18 protein-coding genes are annotated in these 18,366 nt (G+C 72.2%); 12 read left to right on the top strand and 6 right to left on the bottom strand.

What is annotated here, in order from left to right; genetic code table 11:
• The first annotated feature begins 130 nt into the window (after positions 1-130).
• The 3 genes from OHA58_RS32545 to OHA58_RS32535 all read left to right on the top strand — a co-directional run bounded on the left by OHA58_RS32545 (position 131) and on the right by OHA58_RS32535 (position 2,524).
• Positions 131-679: a DUF5134 domain-containing protein gene (locus OHA58_RS32545; protein WP_405483193.1), complete on the top strand. Its 549-nt coding sequence runs from the start codon at positions 131-133 to the stop codon at positions 677-679.
• 160 nt (positions 680-839) lie between these two features.
• Positions 840-1,775: a M56 family metallopeptidase gene (locus OHA58_RS32540; RefSeq protein ID WP_405483191.1), complete on the top strand. Its 936-nt coding sequence runs from the start codon at positions 840-842 to the stop codon at positions 1,773-1,775.
• A 74-nt stretch (positions 1,776-1,849) separates the two neighbouring features.
• Entirely contained in the window at positions 1,850-2,524 is a 675-nt protein-coding gene (locus tag OHA58_RS32535; RefSeq protein WP_405483189.1) for a phosphatase PAP2 family protein, read from the top strand.
• Between the two features lie 112 nt (positions 2,525-2,636).
• On the opposite strand, the gene OHA58_RS32530 is transcribed toward OHA58_RS32535, so the two are convergent.
• A complete protein-coding gene (locus tag OHA58_RS32530; RefSeq protein ID WP_356288891.1) occupies positions 2,637-2,882 on the bottom strand; it encodes a DUF2630 family protein in 246 nt (81 codons plus the stop codon).
• Between the two features lie 118 nt (positions 2,883-3,000).
• Positions 3,001-3,579, bottom strand: a complete 579-nt coding sequence (locus tag OHA58_RS32525; protein ID WP_405483187.1) for a GNAT family N-acetyltransferase — start codon at positions 3,577-3,579, stop codon at positions 3,001-3,003.
• A 258-nt stretch (positions 3,580-3,837) separates the two neighbouring features.
• Between OHA58_RS32525 and OHA58_RS32520 the strand changes: the two genes are divergently transcribed.
• On the top strand, positions 3,838-4,533 hold the full coding sequence (locus OHA58_RS32520) for a TetR/AcrR family transcriptional regulator (RefSeq protein WP_405483186.1): 696 nt from the start codon (positions 3,838-3,840) through the stop codon (positions 4,531-4,533).
• On the opposite strand, the gene OHA58_RS32515 is transcribed toward OHA58_RS32520, so the two are convergent.
• Positions 4,521-6,023, bottom strand: a complete 1,503-nt coding sequence (locus OHA58_RS32515) for an LVIVD repeat-containing protein (RefSeq protein ID WP_405483185.1) — start codon at positions 6,021-6,023, stop codon at positions 4,521-4,523. The genes OHA58_RS32520 and OHA58_RS32515 overlap by 13 nt on opposite strands.
• Positions 6,024-6,140: 117 nt before the next feature.
• On the opposite strand from OHA58_RS32515, the gene OHA58_RS32510 reads away from it, so the two are divergent.
• The 3 genes from OHA58_RS32510 to OHA58_RS32500 all read left to right on the top strand — a co-directional run bounded on the left by OHA58_RS32510 (position 6,141) and on the right by OHA58_RS32500 (position 9,754).
• Entirely contained in the window at positions 6,141-6,785 is a 645-nt protein-coding gene (locus OHA58_RS32510; RefSeq protein ID WP_405483184.1) for a DUF305 domain-containing protein, read from the top strand.
• 95 nt (positions 6,786-6,880) lie between these two features.
• A complete protein-coding gene (locus tag OHA58_RS32505) occupies positions 6,881-8,230 on the top strand; it encodes an FAD-dependent oxidoreductase (RefSeq protein WP_405483183.1) in 1,350 nt (449 codons plus the stop codon).
• Between the two features lie 162 nt (positions 8,231-8,392).
• On the top strand, positions 8,393-9,754 hold the full coding sequence (locus OHA58_RS32500) for a nucleobase:cation symporter-2 family protein (protein ID WP_405483181.1): 1,362 nt from the start codon (positions 8,393-8,395) through the stop codon (positions 9,752-9,754).
• Here the strand turns inward: OHA58_RS32500 and OHA58_RS32495 are convergent.
• A complete protein-coding gene (locus OHA58_RS32495) occupies positions 9,710-10,099 on the bottom strand; it encodes an ArsR/SmtB family transcription factor (protein WP_405483179.1) in 390 nt (129 codons plus the stop codon). The two genes, OHA58_RS32500 and OHA58_RS32495, sit on opposite strands and share 45 nt — an antisense overlap.
• 166 nt (positions 10,100-10,265) lie before the next feature.
• Between OHA58_RS32495 and OHA58_RS32490 the strand changes: the two genes are divergently transcribed.
• Positions 10,266-11,345 (top strand): NADH:flavin oxidoreductase/NADH oxidase, encoded by a 1,080-nt coding sequence (locus OHA58_RS32490; RefSeq protein WP_405483178.1) that lies wholly within the window; start codon positions 10,266-10,268, stop codon positions 11,343-11,345.
• A 59-nt stretch (positions 11,346-11,404) separates the two neighbouring features.
• Here the strand turns inward: OHA58_RS32490 and OHA58_RS32485 are convergent, their stop codons facing one another.
• Both OHA58_RS32485 and OHA58_RS32480 read right to left on the bottom strand, forming a co-directional pair.
• On the bottom strand, positions 11,405-11,659 hold the full coding sequence (locus OHA58_RS32485) for a type B 50S ribosomal protein L31 (RefSeq protein WP_116500281.1): 255 nt from the start codon (positions 11,657-11,659) through the stop codon (positions 11,405-11,407).
• A 136-nt stretch (positions 11,660-11,795) separates the two neighbouring features.
• Positions 11,796-13,349 (bottom strand): M81 family metallopeptidase, encoded by a 1,554-nt coding sequence (locus OHA58_RS32480; RefSeq protein ID WP_405483176.1) that lies wholly within the window; start codon positions 13,347-13,349, stop codon positions 11,796-11,798.
• Positions 13,350-13,365: 16 nt separating this feature from the next.
• Here OHA58_RS32480 and OHA58_RS32475 point away from each other — a divergent pair, with 16 nt between their 5' ends.
• The 4 genes from OHA58_RS32475 to OHA58_RS32460 all read left to right on the top strand — a co-directional run bounded on the left by OHA58_RS32475 (position 13,366) and on the right by OHA58_RS32460 (position 18,239).
• Positions 13,366-15,297 carry a dipeptide ABC transporter ATP-binding protein gene (locus OHA58_RS32475; RefSeq protein ID WP_405485297.1) on the top strand — a complete coding sequence of 644 codons (1,932 nt, stop codon included), beginning with the start codon at positions 13,366-13,368 and terminating at the stop codon, positions 15,295-15,297.
• Positions 15,298-15,389: 92 nt separating this feature from the next.
• Positions 15,390-16,478 carry a WD40/YVTN/BNR-like repeat-containing protein gene (locus tag OHA58_RS32470; RefSeq protein WP_405483174.1) on the top strand — a complete coding sequence of 363 codons (1,089 nt, stop codon included), beginning with the start codon at positions 15,390-15,392 and terminating at the stop codon, positions 16,476-16,478.
• 34 nt (positions 16,479-16,512) lie between these two features.
• Positions 16,513-17,190, top strand: a complete 678-nt coding sequence (locus OHA58_RS32465; protein WP_405483172.1) for a uracil-DNA glycosylase — start codon at positions 16,513-16,515, stop codon at positions 17,188-17,190.
• 62 nt (positions 17,191-17,252) lie between these two features.
• Positions 17,253-18,239: an N-acetylglucosamine kinase gene (locus tag OHA58_RS32460; RefSeq protein ID WP_405485295.1), complete on the top strand. Its 987-nt coding sequence runs from the start codon at positions 17,253-17,255 to the stop codon at positions 18,237-18,239.
• Positions 18,240-18,366: the final 127 nt, after the last annotated feature.

Below are 18,366 nucleotides of genomic sequence, written 5' to 3'. Positions count from 1 at the left end.
GGGCCGCGCACCACCCGCGCACGGTCGCACTGCCGAACGCGCCCAGTGCTCCCCTGCGCTCGATTGCGCCCCGCCCCGCACGGGCATCTCGTCCCCGACGCGGTACGGCGTCCGACTGGGGGAGGTTCGCGTGCACGGACCGGGCTCGGCCGCCTGGCTGCTCGTCGCGCTGTGCGCGGCGACGGGGGCGTACTGCCTGCTGCGGATGCGCAGCGGAGTCGAGGAGCAGCGCCGCACGGCGGGCAGCGAGGCCCTCATGGGGTTCGGCATGGCGCTCATGGCGATACCCGCCGCGGTGATCACGCCGCCGCGCGCCGCCTGGGCGTTGTACGCGGTCGTGTTCGGGGCGGCGGCGCTGCGCGCGCTGTGGGCGTCCCGTTCGAGCGCGCACCACCTGCACCACCTGGTGGGCACGTTCGCCATGGCGTACATGGCGGTGGGGATGGCCGCGGCGCCGAGCGGGCACGCCGGCCACGAAGGGGCGGGCGCACCTCTGGTGACCGGACTGCTCCTGCTCTATTTCGCGGGGTACGTGCTGTGGTCGGGGGCGCGGCTGGTGCCGGTGGCGACGGCCGGGGGCGGCCCGCCGGCGTCCGGGTGGGGCGACCGCCCGGAGCTGGCGCGGGCCTGCCGCCTCTCGATGGGCATCGGGATGGTCGCGATGCTGCTGACCATGTAGACGCGCGGGCGGGGCCCTGGAGGTGCCGACGCGAGCCCGCACGGACAGGGGGCCGGGGAAACTGCTCCATTGCGGACAACTGCCCGCTCAAAACCGTGGCGTACGTCACTTGACGCGACAGCCCGTACCCTCGGGTAGCCCCGGCTCATAGGCTGAGGCCATGACGGTCCCCGTAGCACTGCTGCTGCTCGGCACCCTCGCCGCTGTCGTCGCCCCGCGCCTTCTCGCGCGGGCCGACTGGCCGGAGCGCGAGCCGGTGGTCGCCCTTTGGGTGTGGCAGTGCGTGGTGGCCGGTGTCCTCCTGTGCTGCGCGCTGTCGATGACGCTGAGCGCGGCCGCCGCCTGGCAGGCCGTCCGCGGCCATGTGTTCGCGTCCGCCCCGCACGCCGTCGTCGACGCGTACGCGCTGCGGGCGGCCGGCGGATGGGCGGCGACGCTGGCCGTGACGCTCGCGCTCGGCGGGCTGTGGACCGCGGCGATGCTCGCCCGGGAGATCTTCCGCTCGGGGGCCGGGCGCAGGCAGCGGCGCGCCGAACTCCTGGTGCGTTCCCCGCTGTTGCCGGGCGAGGAGCCGGGCAGCGACCGACTCGTCGTCCTCGAAGGCGAACGCCCCGACGCCTGGTGGCTGCCGGGCGCCGCGCCCCAACTGGTCATCACGACGGCCGCCCTGCGCCGCCTCAAGGGCCGCCAGCTGGACGCGGTCCTCGCGCACGAGATGGGTCACGCGCAGTGGCGGCACGACTGGTTGCTGCACTGCTCGGGGGCACTGGCCACGGGCTTCCCGCAGGTTCCGGTCTTCGCCGCGTTCCGCGACGAGATGCACCGGCTCGTCGAACTGGCCGCCGACGACATGGCGTCACGCCGCTTCGGGCGCCTGACCATCGCCCTCGCCCTGGTCGAACTCAACGAGGACCGCGGGGTGTTCGGCCCCTGCCCCACGCCGCAGGCCCATGTGCCACAGCGCGTGAACCGGTTGCTGACCCCGCCGCGGCGCCTCACCCCGGCCCGGCGTCTGCGCCTGACCGCGGCGGCCGCCCTCGTACCGGTGGTGCCGCTCCTGGTGACCTTCGTGCCGGGCCTGCGCGCGCTGGGCTGACCCGACGGCCGGAGCCGGACGCGTCCGCTCCGCCTGATGGCCGCCGGCGCCGTCCATGGGTGAGGATCTTCCCCATGCACCCGGCACCGGTCGACTCCCCGCCCCGCCCCCGGCATCCGCGGCGCGCACGCGCGACGGCGGTGCTCGCCGCCCTCAGCGCGCTGCTGCTGATCGCGGTGGCAACGCGCTGGGAACCACTGATGACGCTGGACGGCGAGCTGGCGCGCACCGCCCACCGCTGGGCCGTGGACGATCCCGGACTGACGCAGGTGAACCGGGTTCTGACGGACTGGTTCTGGGATCCGTGGACGATGCGCGCCCTGTGCGCCGTGGTCGTCGTCTGGCTTGTATGGAGACATGACGCCTGGTGGCTCGCGCTGTGGGTGGCCGCCACATGTGCGGTGGGCACACTGATCCAGCAGGGCCTCAAGGCGGCCGTCGGCCGTGACCGCCCGGTGTGGACGGACCCCGTGGACTCCGCTCACTACGCGGCCTTCCCCTCCGGGCACGCGATGACGGCGACGGTGGTGTGGGGGCTGATCCTCTGGCTGCTGGGCCGCTACGGCGCAGGCCGCGTCCTGTGGCGCACAGCGTGCACGCTCGCGGTGGTGTCGGTCGTCGGCGTCGGCCTCACGCGGCTGTGGCTCGGCGTGCACTGGCCCTCGGACGTACTCGGCGGCTGGCTGCTCGGGGCGCTGACGGTGACTGTGTCCGTGACGGCCTACGAGCGGCTCACCGCGAGCAGGTGACCCGTCAGGGCAAGACCGTCAGGGTGTGCCGTCACGACTGGACGTCACGACTGGACGTCACGACTGGACGTCACGACTGGGCCGTCACGACTGGGCTGTCACGACTGAGCCGTCACGACTCATAGCCCTCGACCTGGGACTCGGGCCTGGCCCTCGCCTCGTCGGGGTTCTCGCCGAACTCCGTCTTGGCCCGGCGCTGGCGCAGCAGGTCCCAGCACTGGTCGAGTTCGCGTTCGACGGCCGCAAGGCGCTCGTGCTCGGTCGCCCCGTCGATCTCGCCGGAGGCGAGCGACGCGCGGAGCCGCTTCTCGTCGTCGACCATCGCCGTGATCCGGGCCAGGATCTGCTCTTGGTCCATGTCGGTACGCCTCCTAGGGTCCGAACGGGAGGCCCGAGGTGGCCTGCCGTCACCCCTAGGGCCTTTCGTTTGGATCATGCCGGGCTCGCGGGGTCTGGCCTGATCCGAACGAAAGGCCCTAACCCACTGTAGGGAGGGTTCGCCCGGTGTGCGATCCGGCTCCGGTGGGCGCCCAGTACCGCAGCACCCCGTCGTCCTCGCCTGCTTCGTCCGCTACTCCACCGCAGGCCTCGATGACGCGCCGGGAGGCGGCGTTGTCCGTGTCGCAGGTGATCAGCGCCGGGTCGACGCCCAGTCGCGCGGCAAGCGGGAGCGCGGCGCGGAGCATCGCGGTGGCGTGTCCGCGGCCGCGGGCGCCGGGCCGTACGTCGTAGCCGATGTGCCCGTCGCGCAGCCAGGCCTCGGTGAGGCGGTGGCGGATCGCGAGGCGGCCGAGGTAGGCGTCCCCGTCGACGTACCAGAGGGTCGTGCACGCGACGTCGTACTGCAGGATGCTGCGCGGTCCGTGGGTGAGTCGCATGCGGGCGACGTATTGCGCGAAGACCGCCGGGTCCTGCCAGGTGTCTCCGTACGCGCGCAGGCTGAGCCCCGCGGTGGAGTCGTCGTCGGGTCCGCCGTGGCCCTCGGCGCGGGCCTCGTCCATGGCGGCGAGGAAGGAGGCGTGGACGCGGACGTCAGGAGCGATCAGCTGCGGCATCGGGCCAGTGTGCCCCTGGAGGAGTCCGCCGCGGCGGGAATTTCCGGCGCCGGCGGCCGGACCGGAATCCCCTACCGGGCGGGTGTCCGGACGGCGCCGACGCCGTCCGGACACCCGCCCGGTAGGGCCGGGCGTATCCGACGATCCCCCGCGTCGCCGGATACGCCCAGGAGGCCTGACAGAGGTTCCGCAAAGGGCCCTCTGTCAGGGATGCGCTGAGTATACTGGCTACGAGCCAGTCAACGCAGGAGTTACAGGATGTCCCCGCGCAGCGCATCGGTCAACGAGGAGTTGCGACGGCGATCCCGCGAGCGGCTTCTCCAGGCGACGGTCGAGCTCGTCGGGGAGCGCGGGTACGACGCGACGACACTCGGCGACATCGCGGACCGCGCCGGTTCGGCGCGGGGCCTGGTGTCGTACTACTTCCCCGGCAAGCGGCAGCTGCTCCAGTCCGCGGTGCACCGGCTGATGCACCGGACGCTGGAGGCGGCCCTGGAGCGCGAGCCGCACACCGAGGACGGGCCGGAGCGGCTGGCGCGGGCCGTCGACGCGATCCTTGGCCTGGCCGTCGACCACCCCGTCCTCATGCGGACGCACATGGCGGGGATCCTCCAGGCCGAGGGCTTCGTGCAGTGCCCCGAGCAGCAGCGGCTCGCCGAGCTGCTGCGCGACACCGTCCAGCGGAACGGCTCGCTCAGCGTCGAACGCGACTATCCGCTGCTGCGCTCCCAGCTGATGGGGGCGGTGTTCGCGGCGCTGGTCCCGGGGGCGCCGATGCCGCTGCCGACCCTTCGGGCGGAGCTGTTCGCCCGGTACGGGCTCGCGTGGGAGCTCGGAACCCCGCCGGACGCCCCGGCGCCCGGCGGGAGAAGCCCGGGGAGTGCCCCGGACCTCTCCCAGTACTTCGAGCCCGGAGGTCCCGGGTCCCGGTCGAACGGCTCTCAGTCGAAGTAGTCCGGCTGCGTCTGGACGTTCAGCTCGCCCGTGCGGACCCGCTCGGCCGGGTCGGTGCGCCGGTCGCTGAGCTTCAGGACGTCGAAGCCCTTGGCGATGTCGTTCGAGTAGATGTAGCCGTTGTAGTAGTACGCGGACCAGGAGCCGCCTACCCGCAGCGCGTCCGTGGTGAGCGGGCCGCGCTCGAAGTAGCCGATCTCCTTGGGCTTCGAGGAGTCGGTGAAGTCCCAGACCGAGACGCCGCCCTGGTACCAGGCCTGGACCATGATGTCCTTGCCCTTGACGGGGATCAGCGAGCCGTTGTGGGCCACGCAGTTCTCGGTGTCCGCCTGGTGGCGGGGGATCTTGAAGTAGTTCTTGAAGACCAGCTTGCGGTGGTCGCCCTTGCCGACGATGGCGTAGATGCCGTCGGCGCCGCGGTTCGGCCCGACGGCCTCGTTGCAGGTGGCCGCCCCGCCGCCGCCCAGCTCGTCCGTGAAGACGACCTTGTCGGCCTTCTGGTTGAACGTCGCCGAGTGCCAGAACGAGAAGTTGGTGTTGTCCTCGACCTGGTCGATGACCTTGGGGTTCTCGGGGTCCTTGATGGAGAACAGGATGCCGTCGCCCATGCAGGCGCCGGCAGCCAGGTCCTTCGAGGGCAGGACCGTGATGTCGTGGCAGCCGGTGGTCTTGGAGACGCCCGGGTTGGTGGGCCCGCCAGGGTTGCCGCCGCCGTCGGGTCCCTCACCGGGGAACAGGACGGGGAAGTTGACCATCGCGGCCTTCTCGGGTGCCTTGCGCGGCACCTTGATGACGGAGATCCCGTCGTGCGGTGGCTGGCAGTCCGGGAACGTCGCGCTCGGCGAGTACGAGGAGACGTACACGTAGACGTTCTTCTTCTCCGGGACCAGCGTGTGCGTGTGCGAGCCGCAGGCGGTCTCGACGGCTGCGACGTACTTCGGGTTCTTCTTGTCGCTGATGTCGAAGACCTTCATGCCCTCCCAGGAGGACTTCTCCGTGGCGGGCTGCGTGGTGCTGGCACAGGAGTTGTCGCTGCGCGACGAGTCGGTCGACAGGAAGAGCAGGTCACCGGAGACGGAGATGTCGTTCTGCGATCCGGGGCACAGGACCTGCGCGACCGTCTTGGGTGACTTCGGGTCGCTGATGTCGAAGATGCGGAAGCCGTCGTAGTTGCCCGCGAAGGCGTACGAGCCCTGGAACGCGAGGTCCGAGTTGGTGCCGGGCAGCACGTCCTTGGGGATGTTGGCGAGATGTTCGATGTTGTCGGAGTGGACGACCTCGTCCTGGGCGGGTATCGCGCCGCTCGCGATCGCCGCCCGGGTGTCGGCCGCCGCGCTCTTCGAGAGCCGCTCGGCCTTGGCCGGGGCGTCGCCCGGGTCGGGGGTCGCCGCCGCCGGACCGGCCATGAGCAGCGCGGCCAGCAGCCCGGCCGCGGTCGCGGCAACTCCCAGGCGTCTGCGGCGCGTGCGGGACTCGTTCAACAGGATCACTGCTGTCTCCCTCGTCGAGGACTTCCCCGCTTCCCCCGTTCATGCGGGAGCGGAGCACGGACCCCCACGAGTATCGTCTTCATCATGCACAGATCAACAGATGGCAACGTACTCGTCATGAAAGTTGTTCTGCCGTTGACGGTCGCGGTCGCCGCGCTCGTACTCGGCGGCTGTGACACGGCGCCGGACGGCGGGGGCGCTGACGCCAACTCCCGTGCGCAGCCCGGGCCTTCGGTGATCGCGCCGGGCAAGCCGGGCGAAGGCGCCGAGACGCTGTCGGCCGAGGACGCGCAGAAGCGCAAGCCGGACGACAGCCCCAACTCGGCCGACTTCAGCTACGCGCAGATGATGATCGCGCACCACACGCAGGCCCTCCAGATGACCGAACTCGCCCCGAAGCGGGCCGAGTCGGGCCAGGTCAAGCGCCTCGCGGAGCGCATCGCCGCGGCGCAGGGCCCGGAGGTCGGGGCCATGGAGGGCTGGCTCAACTCCCACGGCAGAGAACGCGAGAGCGGCGGGCACCACGGGCACGAGGCGATGCCGGGGATGGCGACCGAGGCACAGCTGAAGACGTTGCGCGCGGCGCACGGCGCGGCCTTCGACGAGCTCTTCCTGAAGCTGATGATCACGCATCACACCGGGGCGGTCACCATGGCGACGGACGTGCTGTCCGAGGGGAACAACGTCCAGATCGAGGAGATGGCGAACGACGTGATCGCGCAGCAGACGGCCGAGATCGGGCGCATGCGGAAGATGTCGTGACGCCCGGCGGGTGAGCTCCGTGCGCGTCACACCCTCCCGGCCCGGCCCCCTCGGTGTCATGCTGGAAGTCCGTCGGCCTGCGGAAGGAGTCCGCCGTGCTGCGCGTCGCCGTTGTGGGGTCGGGGCCGAGCGGGGTGTACACCGCGCAGAGCCTGGTCCAGCAGGAGCGGGTGCCGGACGTCCATGTGGACGTCCTGGACCGGCTTCCCTGCCCGTACGGCCTGGTGCGCTACGGCGTGGCACCGGACCACGAGAAGATCAAGTCGCTGCAGAACAATCTGCGCACGGTCCTGGAGCACGAGCGCGTCCGCTTCGTCGGCGGCGTCGAGATCGGCCCCGGCCTGCCGCCCGACCGGCTCCTGGAGATGTACCACGCGGTCGTGTACTGCGTGGGCGCCGCCACCGACCGCCATCTGGGCGTGCCGGGCGAGGAGCTGCCGGGCAGCTGGTCGGCGACCGACTTCGTCTCCTGGTACAGCGCGCATCCCGACGCGGTGGCCGAGGCGTTCGTACGGGACGTGGAGTCGGCCGTCGTCATCGGCGTGGGGAACGTCGCCGTGGACGTCACCCGGATCCTGGCCCGCGGCGCGGCCGAGCTGGCGCCCACCGACATGCCGCAGGCGGCACTCGGCGCACTGGCCGACAGCCGGGTGCGGGACGTGTACATGGTGGGGCGGCGCGGCCCTTCGCAGGCACGCTTCACGACCAAGGAGCTGCGAGAGCTCGGCACGCTTCCCGGGGTCGAAGTGGTCGTGGATCCGGCCGAGTTGGCGCTCGATCCCGCTTATCTCGACCCCGCGGGGCTGCCGGCGGCGAACCGGCGGAACGTCGAGGTGCTGCGCGGCTGGGCCGAGCGCCCCTCACCGGGTCTCCCCCGCCGCATCCATCTGCGTTTCTTCCAGCGGCCGGCGGCGCTCCTGGAGGGGGCGACGGGCCGGGTGTCGGGCGTGCGGTTCGAGCACACCGCACCGGACGGCTCGGGCGGCGTGAGCGGCACCGGCCGGTTCGACGACATCGACGCGCAGCTCGTCCTGCGGTCGGTGGGATACCGCGGAGTGCCCCTGGACGGGCTGCCGTTCGACGCGGCCACCGGAACCGTGCCGCATCGCGAGGGGCGCATCCTGCGGGCGGGCGAGGTCTCGCCCGGCGAGTACGTCGCGGGCTGGATCAAGCGCGGCCCGACGGGCGTGATCGGCACCAACCGCCCGTGCGCCAAGGAGACCGCGCAGTCACTGCTCGACGACGCCGCCGCGCTGGCCGCCCGGGACGTTCCCGGTGACGCGCTCCGCGGGCTCCGCGCGGCGGGCTGCGCGGCCGTCGAGTGGCCCGGGTGGCTCGCGATCGAGCGCGCGGAGGCGGAGCTGGGCCGGTCCCTGGGGCGCGGCCCGGTGAAGATCCCGGACTGGGCGGGCCTGCTGGCGGCGGCCCGCGACGGGACGACGTAGCGCCTGAGCAGCGACAAGCTCCGACGCAGGACGCCCGGGAGGCGCGACACATCCCGGCAACAGACGCGAAATCAACAAATCGTTTAAGCCCCCTACGGTCTCGTGCTGTCCACCCCGCCCCCCGCACCCACGTTCGCGTTCCGACATCCCCTTGGAGTGCCCATGGCAGCCCCGGCCGCCCCACCGTCCGTCCACCCCGTCGACGAGGTGCCGCCCGTGCGGCAGCTGGCCGCGTTCGGCCTTCAGCACGTGCTCGCCATGTACGCGGGCGCGGTGGCCGTGCCGCTGATCGTGGGCGGCGCGATGAAGCTGTCGCCGGCCGACCTCGCGTATCTCATCACCGCGGATCTGCTGGTGTGCGGCATCGCGACGCTGATCCAGTGCGTCGGGGTATGGCGGTTCGGCGTCCGGCTGCCGATCGTCCAGGGCTGTACGTTCGCTGCCGTCTCGCCGATGGTGATCATCGGAACGACGGGCGGCGGGCTTCCCGCGATCTACGGGGCGGTGATCGTCGCCGGGCTCGCGATGATGCTGCTCGCGCCGGTCTTCGGCAGGCTGCTGCGCTTCTTCCCGCCGCTGGTCACCGGCACGGTCATCCTGATCATCGGCGTCTCGCTGCTGCCGGTGGCGGGCAACTGGGTTGCGGGCGGCGCGGGTTCGAAGGACTTCGGCGCCCCGAAGAACGTCGCACTGGCTGCGTTCGTCCTCGTGGTGGTCCTGGCGGTGCAGCGGTTCGCGCCGCCGTTCCTGAGCCGCGTCGCCGTGCTCGTCGGCATCGTCGTCGGCACGGCCGTCGCCGTGCCCACCGGTTTCACGGACTTCAGCGGTGTCGGTGACGCGCACTGGGTGGGCATCAGCACACCGTTCCACTTCGGTACGCCGACGTTCCACGGCGCGGCGATCGTGGCGATGCTGATCGTGGCCCTGGTGACGATGACCGAGACCACGGGCGACTTCATCGCGGTGGGCGAGATGACGGGGCGGCCCGTCCAGCCGCACTCACTGGCGGACGGCCTGCGCGCGGACGGCCTCTCCACGGTCCTCGGCGGCGTGTTCAACACGTTCCCGTACACCGCGTTCGCGCAGAACGTCGGGCTTGTGGGCATGACGCGGGTGCGCAGCCGCTGGGTGGTCGCCACGGCGGGCGGGATCCTGGTGCTGCTCGGCCTGCTGCCCAAGCTGGGCGCGGTCGTCGCCGCGATCCCGGCGCCGGTGCTCGGCGGCGCGGGCCTGGTCATGTTCGGCACGGTCGCGGCGAGCGGCGTGCGGACGCTGGCCCGGGTCGACTTCGCCGACGGCCACAACCTGACGGTCGTCGCCGTGTCGGTGGCGATCGGGGTGCTTCCGGTGGGCGTGCCCGGGATCTACGCCGAGTTCCCCCACTGGTTCCAGACGGTCATGGACAGCGGGATCAGCGCGGGCTGCATCACGGCGATCACACTCAACCTGCTGTTCAACCACCTTCGGGGAAGCGGGAGTTCAGCCCCCGAGGCCGCCGGCACCGTCGGATCCCCCGTCACCTAGCCGGTCGTCCTGCCGGGCGGCCGCCGCGAGGACGCTGTCGAGAAGGCCGGGGAAGAGCACGTCCAGGTCGACGCGGCGCAGCACGCTCATCTTGGCGGTGCCCCGGTAGATCTGCCGGATCACGCCGCTCTCGCGCAGGACGCGGAAGTGGTGCGTGGTGGTCGACTTCGTGACCGGGAGGACGAAGTGCGAACAGGAGAGCTCGCTGTTCTCGCCCTCCTCCGCCAGCTCCCGCACCACCCGCAGGCGCATCGGGTCGGCGAGCGCGTGCAGCACGGACTCCAGCCGGATCTCGTCACGCGTGGGGTGAGCAAGCGCCCTGCTGCTCGGTGCGGCGGTCGTCACGGCGGCTCCACTTCGTTCGGCCCGGTGTGCGGATGGGGGGTGGCGGGTGCGTTGCGGTTGCGTCAGGCCCATTGTACGAGACCCGTCGTAGTTTGACAGGTGCCGTACTACGATGCCTATCGTACGAGGACCCGCCACGCCCGTCGTGAACGTATAGGAGTCTGCCGTGAGCGCGCTGTTCGAGCCCTACACCCTTCGGTCGCTGACCATCCCCAACCGGGTCTGGATGCCGCCGATGTGCCAGTACAGCGCCGCCCCCGAGGGCCCGGACACCGGCGCCCCGAACGACTGGCACTTCGCGCACTACGCGGCCCGTGCCGCCGGCGGCACGGGCCTCATCATCGTCGAGGCCACCGGTGTCAGCCCCGAGGGCCGCATCAGCCCGTACGACCTCGGGATCTGGAACGACACGCAGGTCGAGGCGTTCCGCCGGATCACCGCCTTCCTCAAGGCGCACGGCACCGTCCCGGGCATCCAGCTCGGTCATGCCGGCCGCAAGGCGTCGACCGACCGGCCCTGGAAGGGCGGCGGCCCCGTCGGAGCCGACGCGCACGGCTGGGACTCGGTGGCGCCGAGCCCGCTCGCCTTCGACGACAAGCACCCCGCCCCGGCCGAGCTCACCGTGGAGCGGATCCGCGAGATCGCCGCCCAGTTCGCCGACGGCGCCCGCCGCGCCCTGGACGCGGGCTTCGAGGTCGCCGAGATCCACGGCGCGCACGGCTACCTGATCGGCCAGTTCCTCTCGCCGCACTCCAACGTCCGCACGGACGAGTACGGCGGCTCCTTCGACAACCGAGTGCGCTTCGCCCTCGAGGTCGTCGACGCGGTGCGCGAGGTGTGGCCCGACGACAAGCCGCTCTTCTTCCGTATCTCCGCCACCGACTGGCTGGAGGAGAACGGCTGGACGCCCGAGGAGACCGTGCGCCTCGCCACCCTCCTCAAGGAGCACGGCGTCGATCTGCTCGACGTCTCGACCGGCGGCAACGCGTCCGGCGTCCGCATCCCGGTCGGCCCCGGCTACCAGGTCCCCTTCGCCGCGCGCGTGAAGGCCGAGACGGAGCTGGCCGTGGCCGCCGTCGGCCTCATCACGGACGTGGAGCAGGCCGAGAAGATCCTCGCCAACGGCGAGGCCGACGCCGTCCTGCTCGGCCGTGAGCTGCTGCGCAGCCCGTCGTGGGCGCGCTCGGCGGCGCGCGAGCTCGGCGGGGACGTGCACGTGCCGGACCAGTACCACCGCTCGGTCTGAGCCCCAGCGGTACGGTCCGATCCCCCAGCGGTACGGCGGTCAGTCAGGCGCCCGGGCGCTCAGCCTTTGTCCTGCTCGCCGTACCGCTTCTCGAACTTGGCGACCTGCCCCTCGGCGTCGACCACCCGCGCCTTGCCCGTGTAGAAGGGGTGCGACTCGGAGGAGATCTCCACGTCGACGACGGGGTAGGTCTCGCCGTCGTCCCACTCGATCGTCTCTTCGCTGGCGGCCGTCGAGCGGGTCAGAAAGGCATAGCCCGCCGACCTGTCACGGAACACCACGGGGCCGTAGGCGGGCTGTTTGTCCTGCTGCATCGTGTCTCCTTCAGCGCGCGGTTCAGCGCACCGGCTCGTCGACGGCCGGTACGGGCCTCTCAAGCCTCACCCGGAAGCGGCCGCGCCGCGACTCCGTCCGCTGCCGGTTCACAGCAGCGCGCCGGCCAAAGCGCCCCTACAGGAGCGTGGCCGTGAGGTCGGGGCCCGGCCCGTCCGCGTACGCGTCATCGTCGAACGGGTACAGCGGCCGCTCGACCCGGTTGTGGCCCAGGCGCAGGAGGTCCTGGTCGACGCCGCCCGGGGTGAGGGCGAGCAGCCAGTCGGCGGCCATGTCGTGGAGTTCGGGCTCCAGGTAGCCGATCTTGACGGCGACCAGGTCGTACATGCGCGGGTCGACGCCGAGGCCGCCCTCTGCGGGGCCCATGAAGTCGGCGAGCGTGTGGAACGGCTTGCGGCGCTCCACGAGGACGACGGTGAGTCCGCCGACGCGCACGGCCGCCATGTCGACGCCGCGGTCGTACGCGCCGCCCTCGGCCCGGTCCTTCTGCTCGGCGGCGCGCTGCAACGCCGTGACGGTGCCGGTGAGTTCGTACGGTCCGCCGTGACCGGCGTCGACCTTGCCGCCGACACTGAGGGTGACCTCGGCGCCCGCTCCCGCCTCGAAGCAGCGAGCCACGGCGACCGGGTCGGTGATGCCGGGGTGCACGGCCGTGACCTGGCCCGTGCGGATGGCGTCGTTGGCGAGGAGCTTGCCCAGCATGTACGCGAGGTCACCGGCGCCGCCCGCGGTCGGGTTGTCGCCGGAGTCACTGATGAGGAACGGGCGCCTGTCGGAGGCGACCGCCTTCTCGATGCACTCCTCGGCGCTGCCGGTCGGGCCGACGAAGACGAAGTCCCTGCGGGCATCCCAGTAGCGCCGGGCGAGCTTCTCGGCCTCTGCGGCGGCGAGTTGGGCGTCGTCGCCGGTGACGACGATGGCGGCCTTGCAGCGCGGCTCGTCCGCCCAGGCGTAGCCGACCCACATCGCCGCGTCGAGGATGCCTGGAAGCTTCTCCATCTCGGCGAGCGAGGCGTACAGGGACTTGGCGGGTTCGAGGCGGGTGCTGGTCTTCTCGCCGGGCAGCAGGACGGGGACCTGGACCCAGGCGCGGTGCGGGCGCGTGCCGTCGCGCAGGCAGCGTACGAGGTTGCGAGCGGCGCGCTCGCGGGTGTCCCAGGCGTCCTCGTGCGGGGCGAGGCGGTGGGCCGTGAGCAGGTCGCAGGGGTCGGCGAAGCGGCGCGAGACATTGCCGTGCAGGTCCATCGCGGCGGACAGCAGCGGGCGGGTGCCGTGCGCGTCGAGGGCGGCGCGGACCGCGTCCGTCAGGTCGCCCTCGGCATCGGTGAGGCCGATGACGCTCATGGCGCCGTGGATGTCGTAGACCATGCCGTCGAGGGGGCCCGCCTCGCGTATGCGGGTGACGAGCTCGTCCTTGAGGATCAGGTACGACTCCGCCTCGACCGGGCCGCCGGGCAGCGAGGTCGCGTGCAGCAGCGGCACCCACTCGACCGCGTCGGCGAGGTCGGAGTCGGGCCGGGTCCAGGTGTAGCGGTCGAGGAGGTCCTGGCCGCGGGTCTGCCGGAAGTCGTCCGTGGTGGAGCGGTGCGGGCAGAACGTGGAGGACTCGATGCCGATGCCGCCGATGCCGATGCCGATGCGCAGGCGGCGTGCGGGGGCCGTGCTGGTCATGTGTGTCCTTTCGTGGATACCCCCGGCGTCAGCCGGGGGTAGGAAACGAAACTGGTTTGATCCTGGACTGCTGCCGCCCGGCGGACGGATCACCGGCGGACGCGTCCTGTTCGACGGAGTGGACCTGGCCGCCGCGCCCGCCCCCGTCCTCCAGGACGTACGCGGCAACACCATCGGCATGGTCTTCCAGGACCCGCTGACCTCGCTCAACCCGACCATGACGATCGGCCGGCAGGTCGCCGAGCCGCTCCTCCTGCACCGCGGCGTCTCCCGCAAGGAGGCCTGGGCACGCGCCGAGGAGACCCTCCGGCTCGTCGGCATGCCCCAGCCCGCCGAGCGCATGAAGGCGTATCCGCACCAGCTGTCGGGCGGTATGCGCCAGCGCGTCGCCATCGCCATGGCGCTGGTCTGCGAGCCGAAGCTGCTCATCGCCGACGAGCCGACGACCGCGCTCGACGTGACGACCCAGCACCAGATCCTGGAGCTGATCGACGACCTGCGCGAGCGGCTCGGCATGGCGCTGATCCTCGTCACGCACGACCTCGGCGTCATCGCGAACCGCGTGGACCGCGTCGCGGTCATGTACGCGGGCAGAGTCGCCGAACAGGCCGACGTACGGGACCTGTTCGCCCGCCCGCGCCACCGCTACACGGAGGCCTTGTTCGCGGCGCTTCCGGAACGGGCGGGCGACGGCGGGACCGAACTGCACACGATTCCCGGGCTGCCGCCGAACCTGACGGTGCGGCCGGAGGGCTGCCGGTTCGCTCCGCGCTGCGTGTTCGCCACGGACGAGTGCCGCACCCAGGAGCCGCTGCTCGCCGACGACGAACTGCGGGGAGCGGAGCACCGGTTCGCCTATTTCCACCCGGTGCCGGACGCGTCCGCGCAGGGCGAGGCGGCCGACGTCATCGCGCCCGCTGCCATCTCCGCGCAGTCGGCGCCGGGCGCGCCGCTTCTCGAACTCGACGGTCTCGTCAAGGAGTTCCCGCTCAAGGGCGGCCCGTTCTCGCGCAGTCGCGGCACGGTCAGCGCGTTGGGCGGGGTGTCGCTGACCATCCGCAAGGGCGAGACGTTCGGCATGGTCGGCGAGTCCGGGTCCGGCAAGACGACGCTCGGCCGGATCGTCGCGGGTCTGGAGGACCCGACGGCCGGATCGGTGCGCTTCGGCGGCGAGGACCTCGCGGGCCTCACGCGGGCGGGGCGCCGGGCGCACCGCCGCCGGATCCAGCTCATGTTCCAGGACTCGACCGCGGCCATGGACCCGCGGATGCGGGTCGGCGAGATCCTGCGCGAACCCCTCGTCATCCAGGGCGTCGGCAGCCGCGCCGAGCAGGAGGCGCAGATCGACGGGCTCCTCGACGCCGTGGGGCTGCCGCGCGGAGCCGTGCACCGCTATCCGCACGAGTTCTCCGGCGGCCAGCGCCAACGCCTCGGCCTGGCAAGGGCGTTGACGCTGTCGCCCGATCTGGTGGTCGCGGACGAGCCGGTGTCCGCCCTTGACGTGTCCGTGCAGGCGCAGATCCTCAACCTGATGCGGGAGCTCCAGCGCGAGCGCGGCCTGACGTATCTGTTCATCTCGCACGACCTCGCGGTGGTGCGCTACCTCGCCGACACCGTGGGCGTGATGTACCTCGGCAAGCTCGTCGAGACCGGTCCCGCGGAGGAGGTGTACGCGCGGCCGCTGCATCCGTACACGCGGGGTCTGCTCGACACGGTCAACGTGCCCGATCCGCCGGCCACGGCCGGTTCCGGGTCTCCGCTGACGGGCGAGACGCCGTCCGCGGCGAAGCCGCCGTCGGGGTGCCGGTTCCGCACCCGCTGCCCACTCGCGCAGGACGTCTGCGCCGAGGTCGAGCCGCCGGTCGCGGCGCCGCGCGGGGCCGGCCATCAGGTGGCTTGTCACTTTCCGCTGCCGGTGCCGGAGGAAGTGGCCGCCCAGCCGGTGTGACCTGCGACGATGCCGCCTTCGGGGGTGACTGTCAGTGGTCGGGTGCAGACTGGGCCGTACGTGAGACAAAGGCGTCCTCGGAGGTGTCCGGCATGACTGAAGTGCTGCTGACGGTTGGCACGCGCAAGGGGCTTTTCATCGGCCGCAGGCGGGGCGGCGGCGCGTGGGAGTTCGACGAAGGACCGTACTTCAACTCCCAGGCTGTGTACTCAGTGGCGATCGACGCGCGGGGCGACGTCCCGCGGCTCCTTGCGGGCGGTGACAGTGCGCATTTCGGCCCGTCGGTCTTCCACTCCGACGACCTGGGGCGTACGTGGACGGAGCCGTCACGCCCCGCCGTCAAGTTCCCCAAGGACACGGGGGCCTCGCTGGAGCGCGTGTGGCAGCTGCACCCGGCCGCCGCCGAGCGGGACGTGGTGTACGCGGGCACCGAGCCTGCGGCGCTCTACCGCTCGGAGGACCGGGGCGAGACGTTCGACCTGGTGCGTCCGCTGTGGGAGCACCCGACGCGGTCGAAGTGGGTCCCCGGCGGCGGTGGCGAGGGCCTGCACACGGTGGTCACCGATCCGCGTGACGCGCGCGCGGTGACGGTCGCGGTGTCCACGGCCGGGGTGTTCCGCACACGGGACGGCGGACAGAGCTGGGAGCCCGCCAACTCCGGGGTCTCGGCGGTCTTCCTGCCGGATCCGAACCCCGAGTTCGGCCAGTGCGTCCACAAGGTCACGCAGGACGCGGCCGACCCGGACCGCCTCTACCTCCAGAACCACTGGGGCGTGTACCGCAGCGACGACGGCGGTACCCGGTGGAACGACATCGGGGCGGGCCTCCCCTCGACGTTCGGCTTCGCCGCCGCCGCGCATCCGCACCGCGGGGACACGGCGTACGTGTTCCCGATCAACGCCGACTCGGACCGCGTGCCCGCGGAGCGGCACTGCCGCGTCTTCCGTACGGAGGACGCGGGCAGGTCCTGGGAGCCGCTGACGGCGGGGCTCCCGGAGGGCGATCACTACGGGACGGTGCTGCGCGACGCGATGTGCACGGACGACTCCGACCCGGCAGGCGTCTACTTCGGCAATCGCAACGGCGAGGTGTACGCGTCGGCCGACGACGGGGACAGCTGGCGGCAGTTGGCCTCCCATCTGCCGGACGTGCTGTGTGTGCGAGCGGCCGTGGTCGGTTGATCGGCCCGTCCGTTACGGCAGTAGGGTGACGCCCGTGGCACCACGACCCTTGCACGAAATCGTAGAAGCCGGCTGGGCCAAGGCCCTCGAACCCGTCGCGGGACAGATCACCGCCATGGGCGAGTTCCTTCGCGCGGAGATCGCCGCGGGACGCACCTACCTCCCGGCCGGGGCGAACGTGCTGCGCGCGTTCCAGCAGCCGTTCGACGAGGTGCGGGTCCTGATCGTCGGCCAGGACCCCTACCCCACGCCCGGACATGCCGTCGGGCTCTCGTTCTCTGTCGCGCCCGAGGTGCGGCCGCTGCCCGGCAGCCTCATCAACATCTATCGCGAGCTCAACACGGACCTGGGCCTGCCCCAGCCGTCGAACGGTGACCTGACGCCGTGGACGCAGCAGGGCGTTCTCCTGTTGAACAGGGCGCTCACCACGGCTCCGCGCCGCCCCGCCGCGCACCGCGGCAAGGGCTGGGAAGAGGTGACCGAGCAGGCGATCAGGGCGCTGGCCGCGCGCGGCCGTCCGCTCGTGTCCGTCCTGTGGGGCCGCGACGCCCGCAATCTGCGGCCCCTCCTCGGCGACCTGCCGTCCGTGGAGTCCGCGCACCCCTCCCCCATGTCGGCCGACCGCGGTTTCTTCGGCTCGCGCCCGTTCAGCCGGGCCAACGACCTGTTGGAGCGGCAGGGCGGGCAGCCGGTGGACTGGCGGCTGCCGTGACGCGCGAGCCCGCCGCTGCCGAGCCCGGTCCGGGCCATGGCGGGGACGATCCTGCGGGCCCCGTGTGGGTTCTCGGCGTCGACTCCGGCGGTTCCGGTCTGCGCGTGGCGCTCGCGTCGGCCGGGGACCTCACACGTCCCGAGACGACGGTGTCCCGCGAGCCCGTGCGGACCGGGGCTGCAGGCATCGACGCCGGGCATCTGCTCGAACAGATGCTTCCGATGGCCCGGGAGCTGCTCGCCCGCGTCGGCGACCGCGGCCCTGGCGTGCCGTGGCTGAGCGCGGTCGCCGTCGGCGCGGCCGGCATGGCCACGCTCGGCGACGGACTGCGGGCCGAACTCCCCGGCGCACTCGCGGCCGAACTGGGCGTACGGCGGCTCGCGTTGGCCGCGGACGGTGTCACCGCCTACGCGGGCGCGCTCGGCCAGCGGCCCGGCGCGGTCGTCGCCGCGGGCACGGGCATGATCGCGCTCGGCACGGACCTCACCTCCTGGCACCGGGCCGACGGCTGGGGACATCTCCTCGGCGACTGCGGTGGCGGTGCGTGGATCGGGCGTGCGGGCCTGGACGCGGCGATGCGGGCGTACGACGGGCGCCGCGGGGGCTCCGCCGCGCTGCTCGCCCTCGCCGAGGAGCGGTTCGGCCCGGCGGCCGGACTGCCCGCCCGGATCTACCCGCGCACGGACCGTCCCGCCGTCCTCGCCGCCTTCGCGCCCGACGTGGCCCGCGCCGCACTCGACGACTCCGTCGCCGCCGGCATCCTGCGCGAGGCGGCCGGACACATCGCCGAGGCGGCGGCCGCGGTGTGCCCGGCGGGTGACGGCAGTGAAGTGGCGCTCACCGGCGGCCTGTTCAAGATGGGCGAGCCGCTGCTCGCCCCGCTCCGCGCCGAGCTCGCGGAGCAACTCCCGTACGCCGGCGCGGTGTCGGCGACCGGCGACCCCCTGCACGGTGCGCTGGTGATCGCCTCCGCGCTCGCCGTCGACGCCCTGCGCCTGCCGTGCGACGGCCGCCTCCTCCACGTCCCCCAGGAGGCCGCCGACCGCTGACGGCGGTCCTTGCGCCCCTTCTGACCTGGACAGTTGAGCCATTCGTAACCGAAAGGATAAATACGGACGGATACCGCTCAGCTGCCCCCTCCCCGAACAACGGAGACCCGTGAGCCAGTAGCATGCG

Origin of the sequence: Streptomyces sp. NBC_00009 (genome assembly GCF_045040855.1) — a bacterium.
Classification (GTDB): Bacteria; Actinomycetota; Actinomycetes; order Streptomycetales; family Streptomycetaceae; genus Streptomyces; species Streptomyces aureus.
The sequence above is the reverse complement of the archived record's forward strand: the minus strand, read 5'-3'. Positions and strand labels throughout refer to the sequence as shown.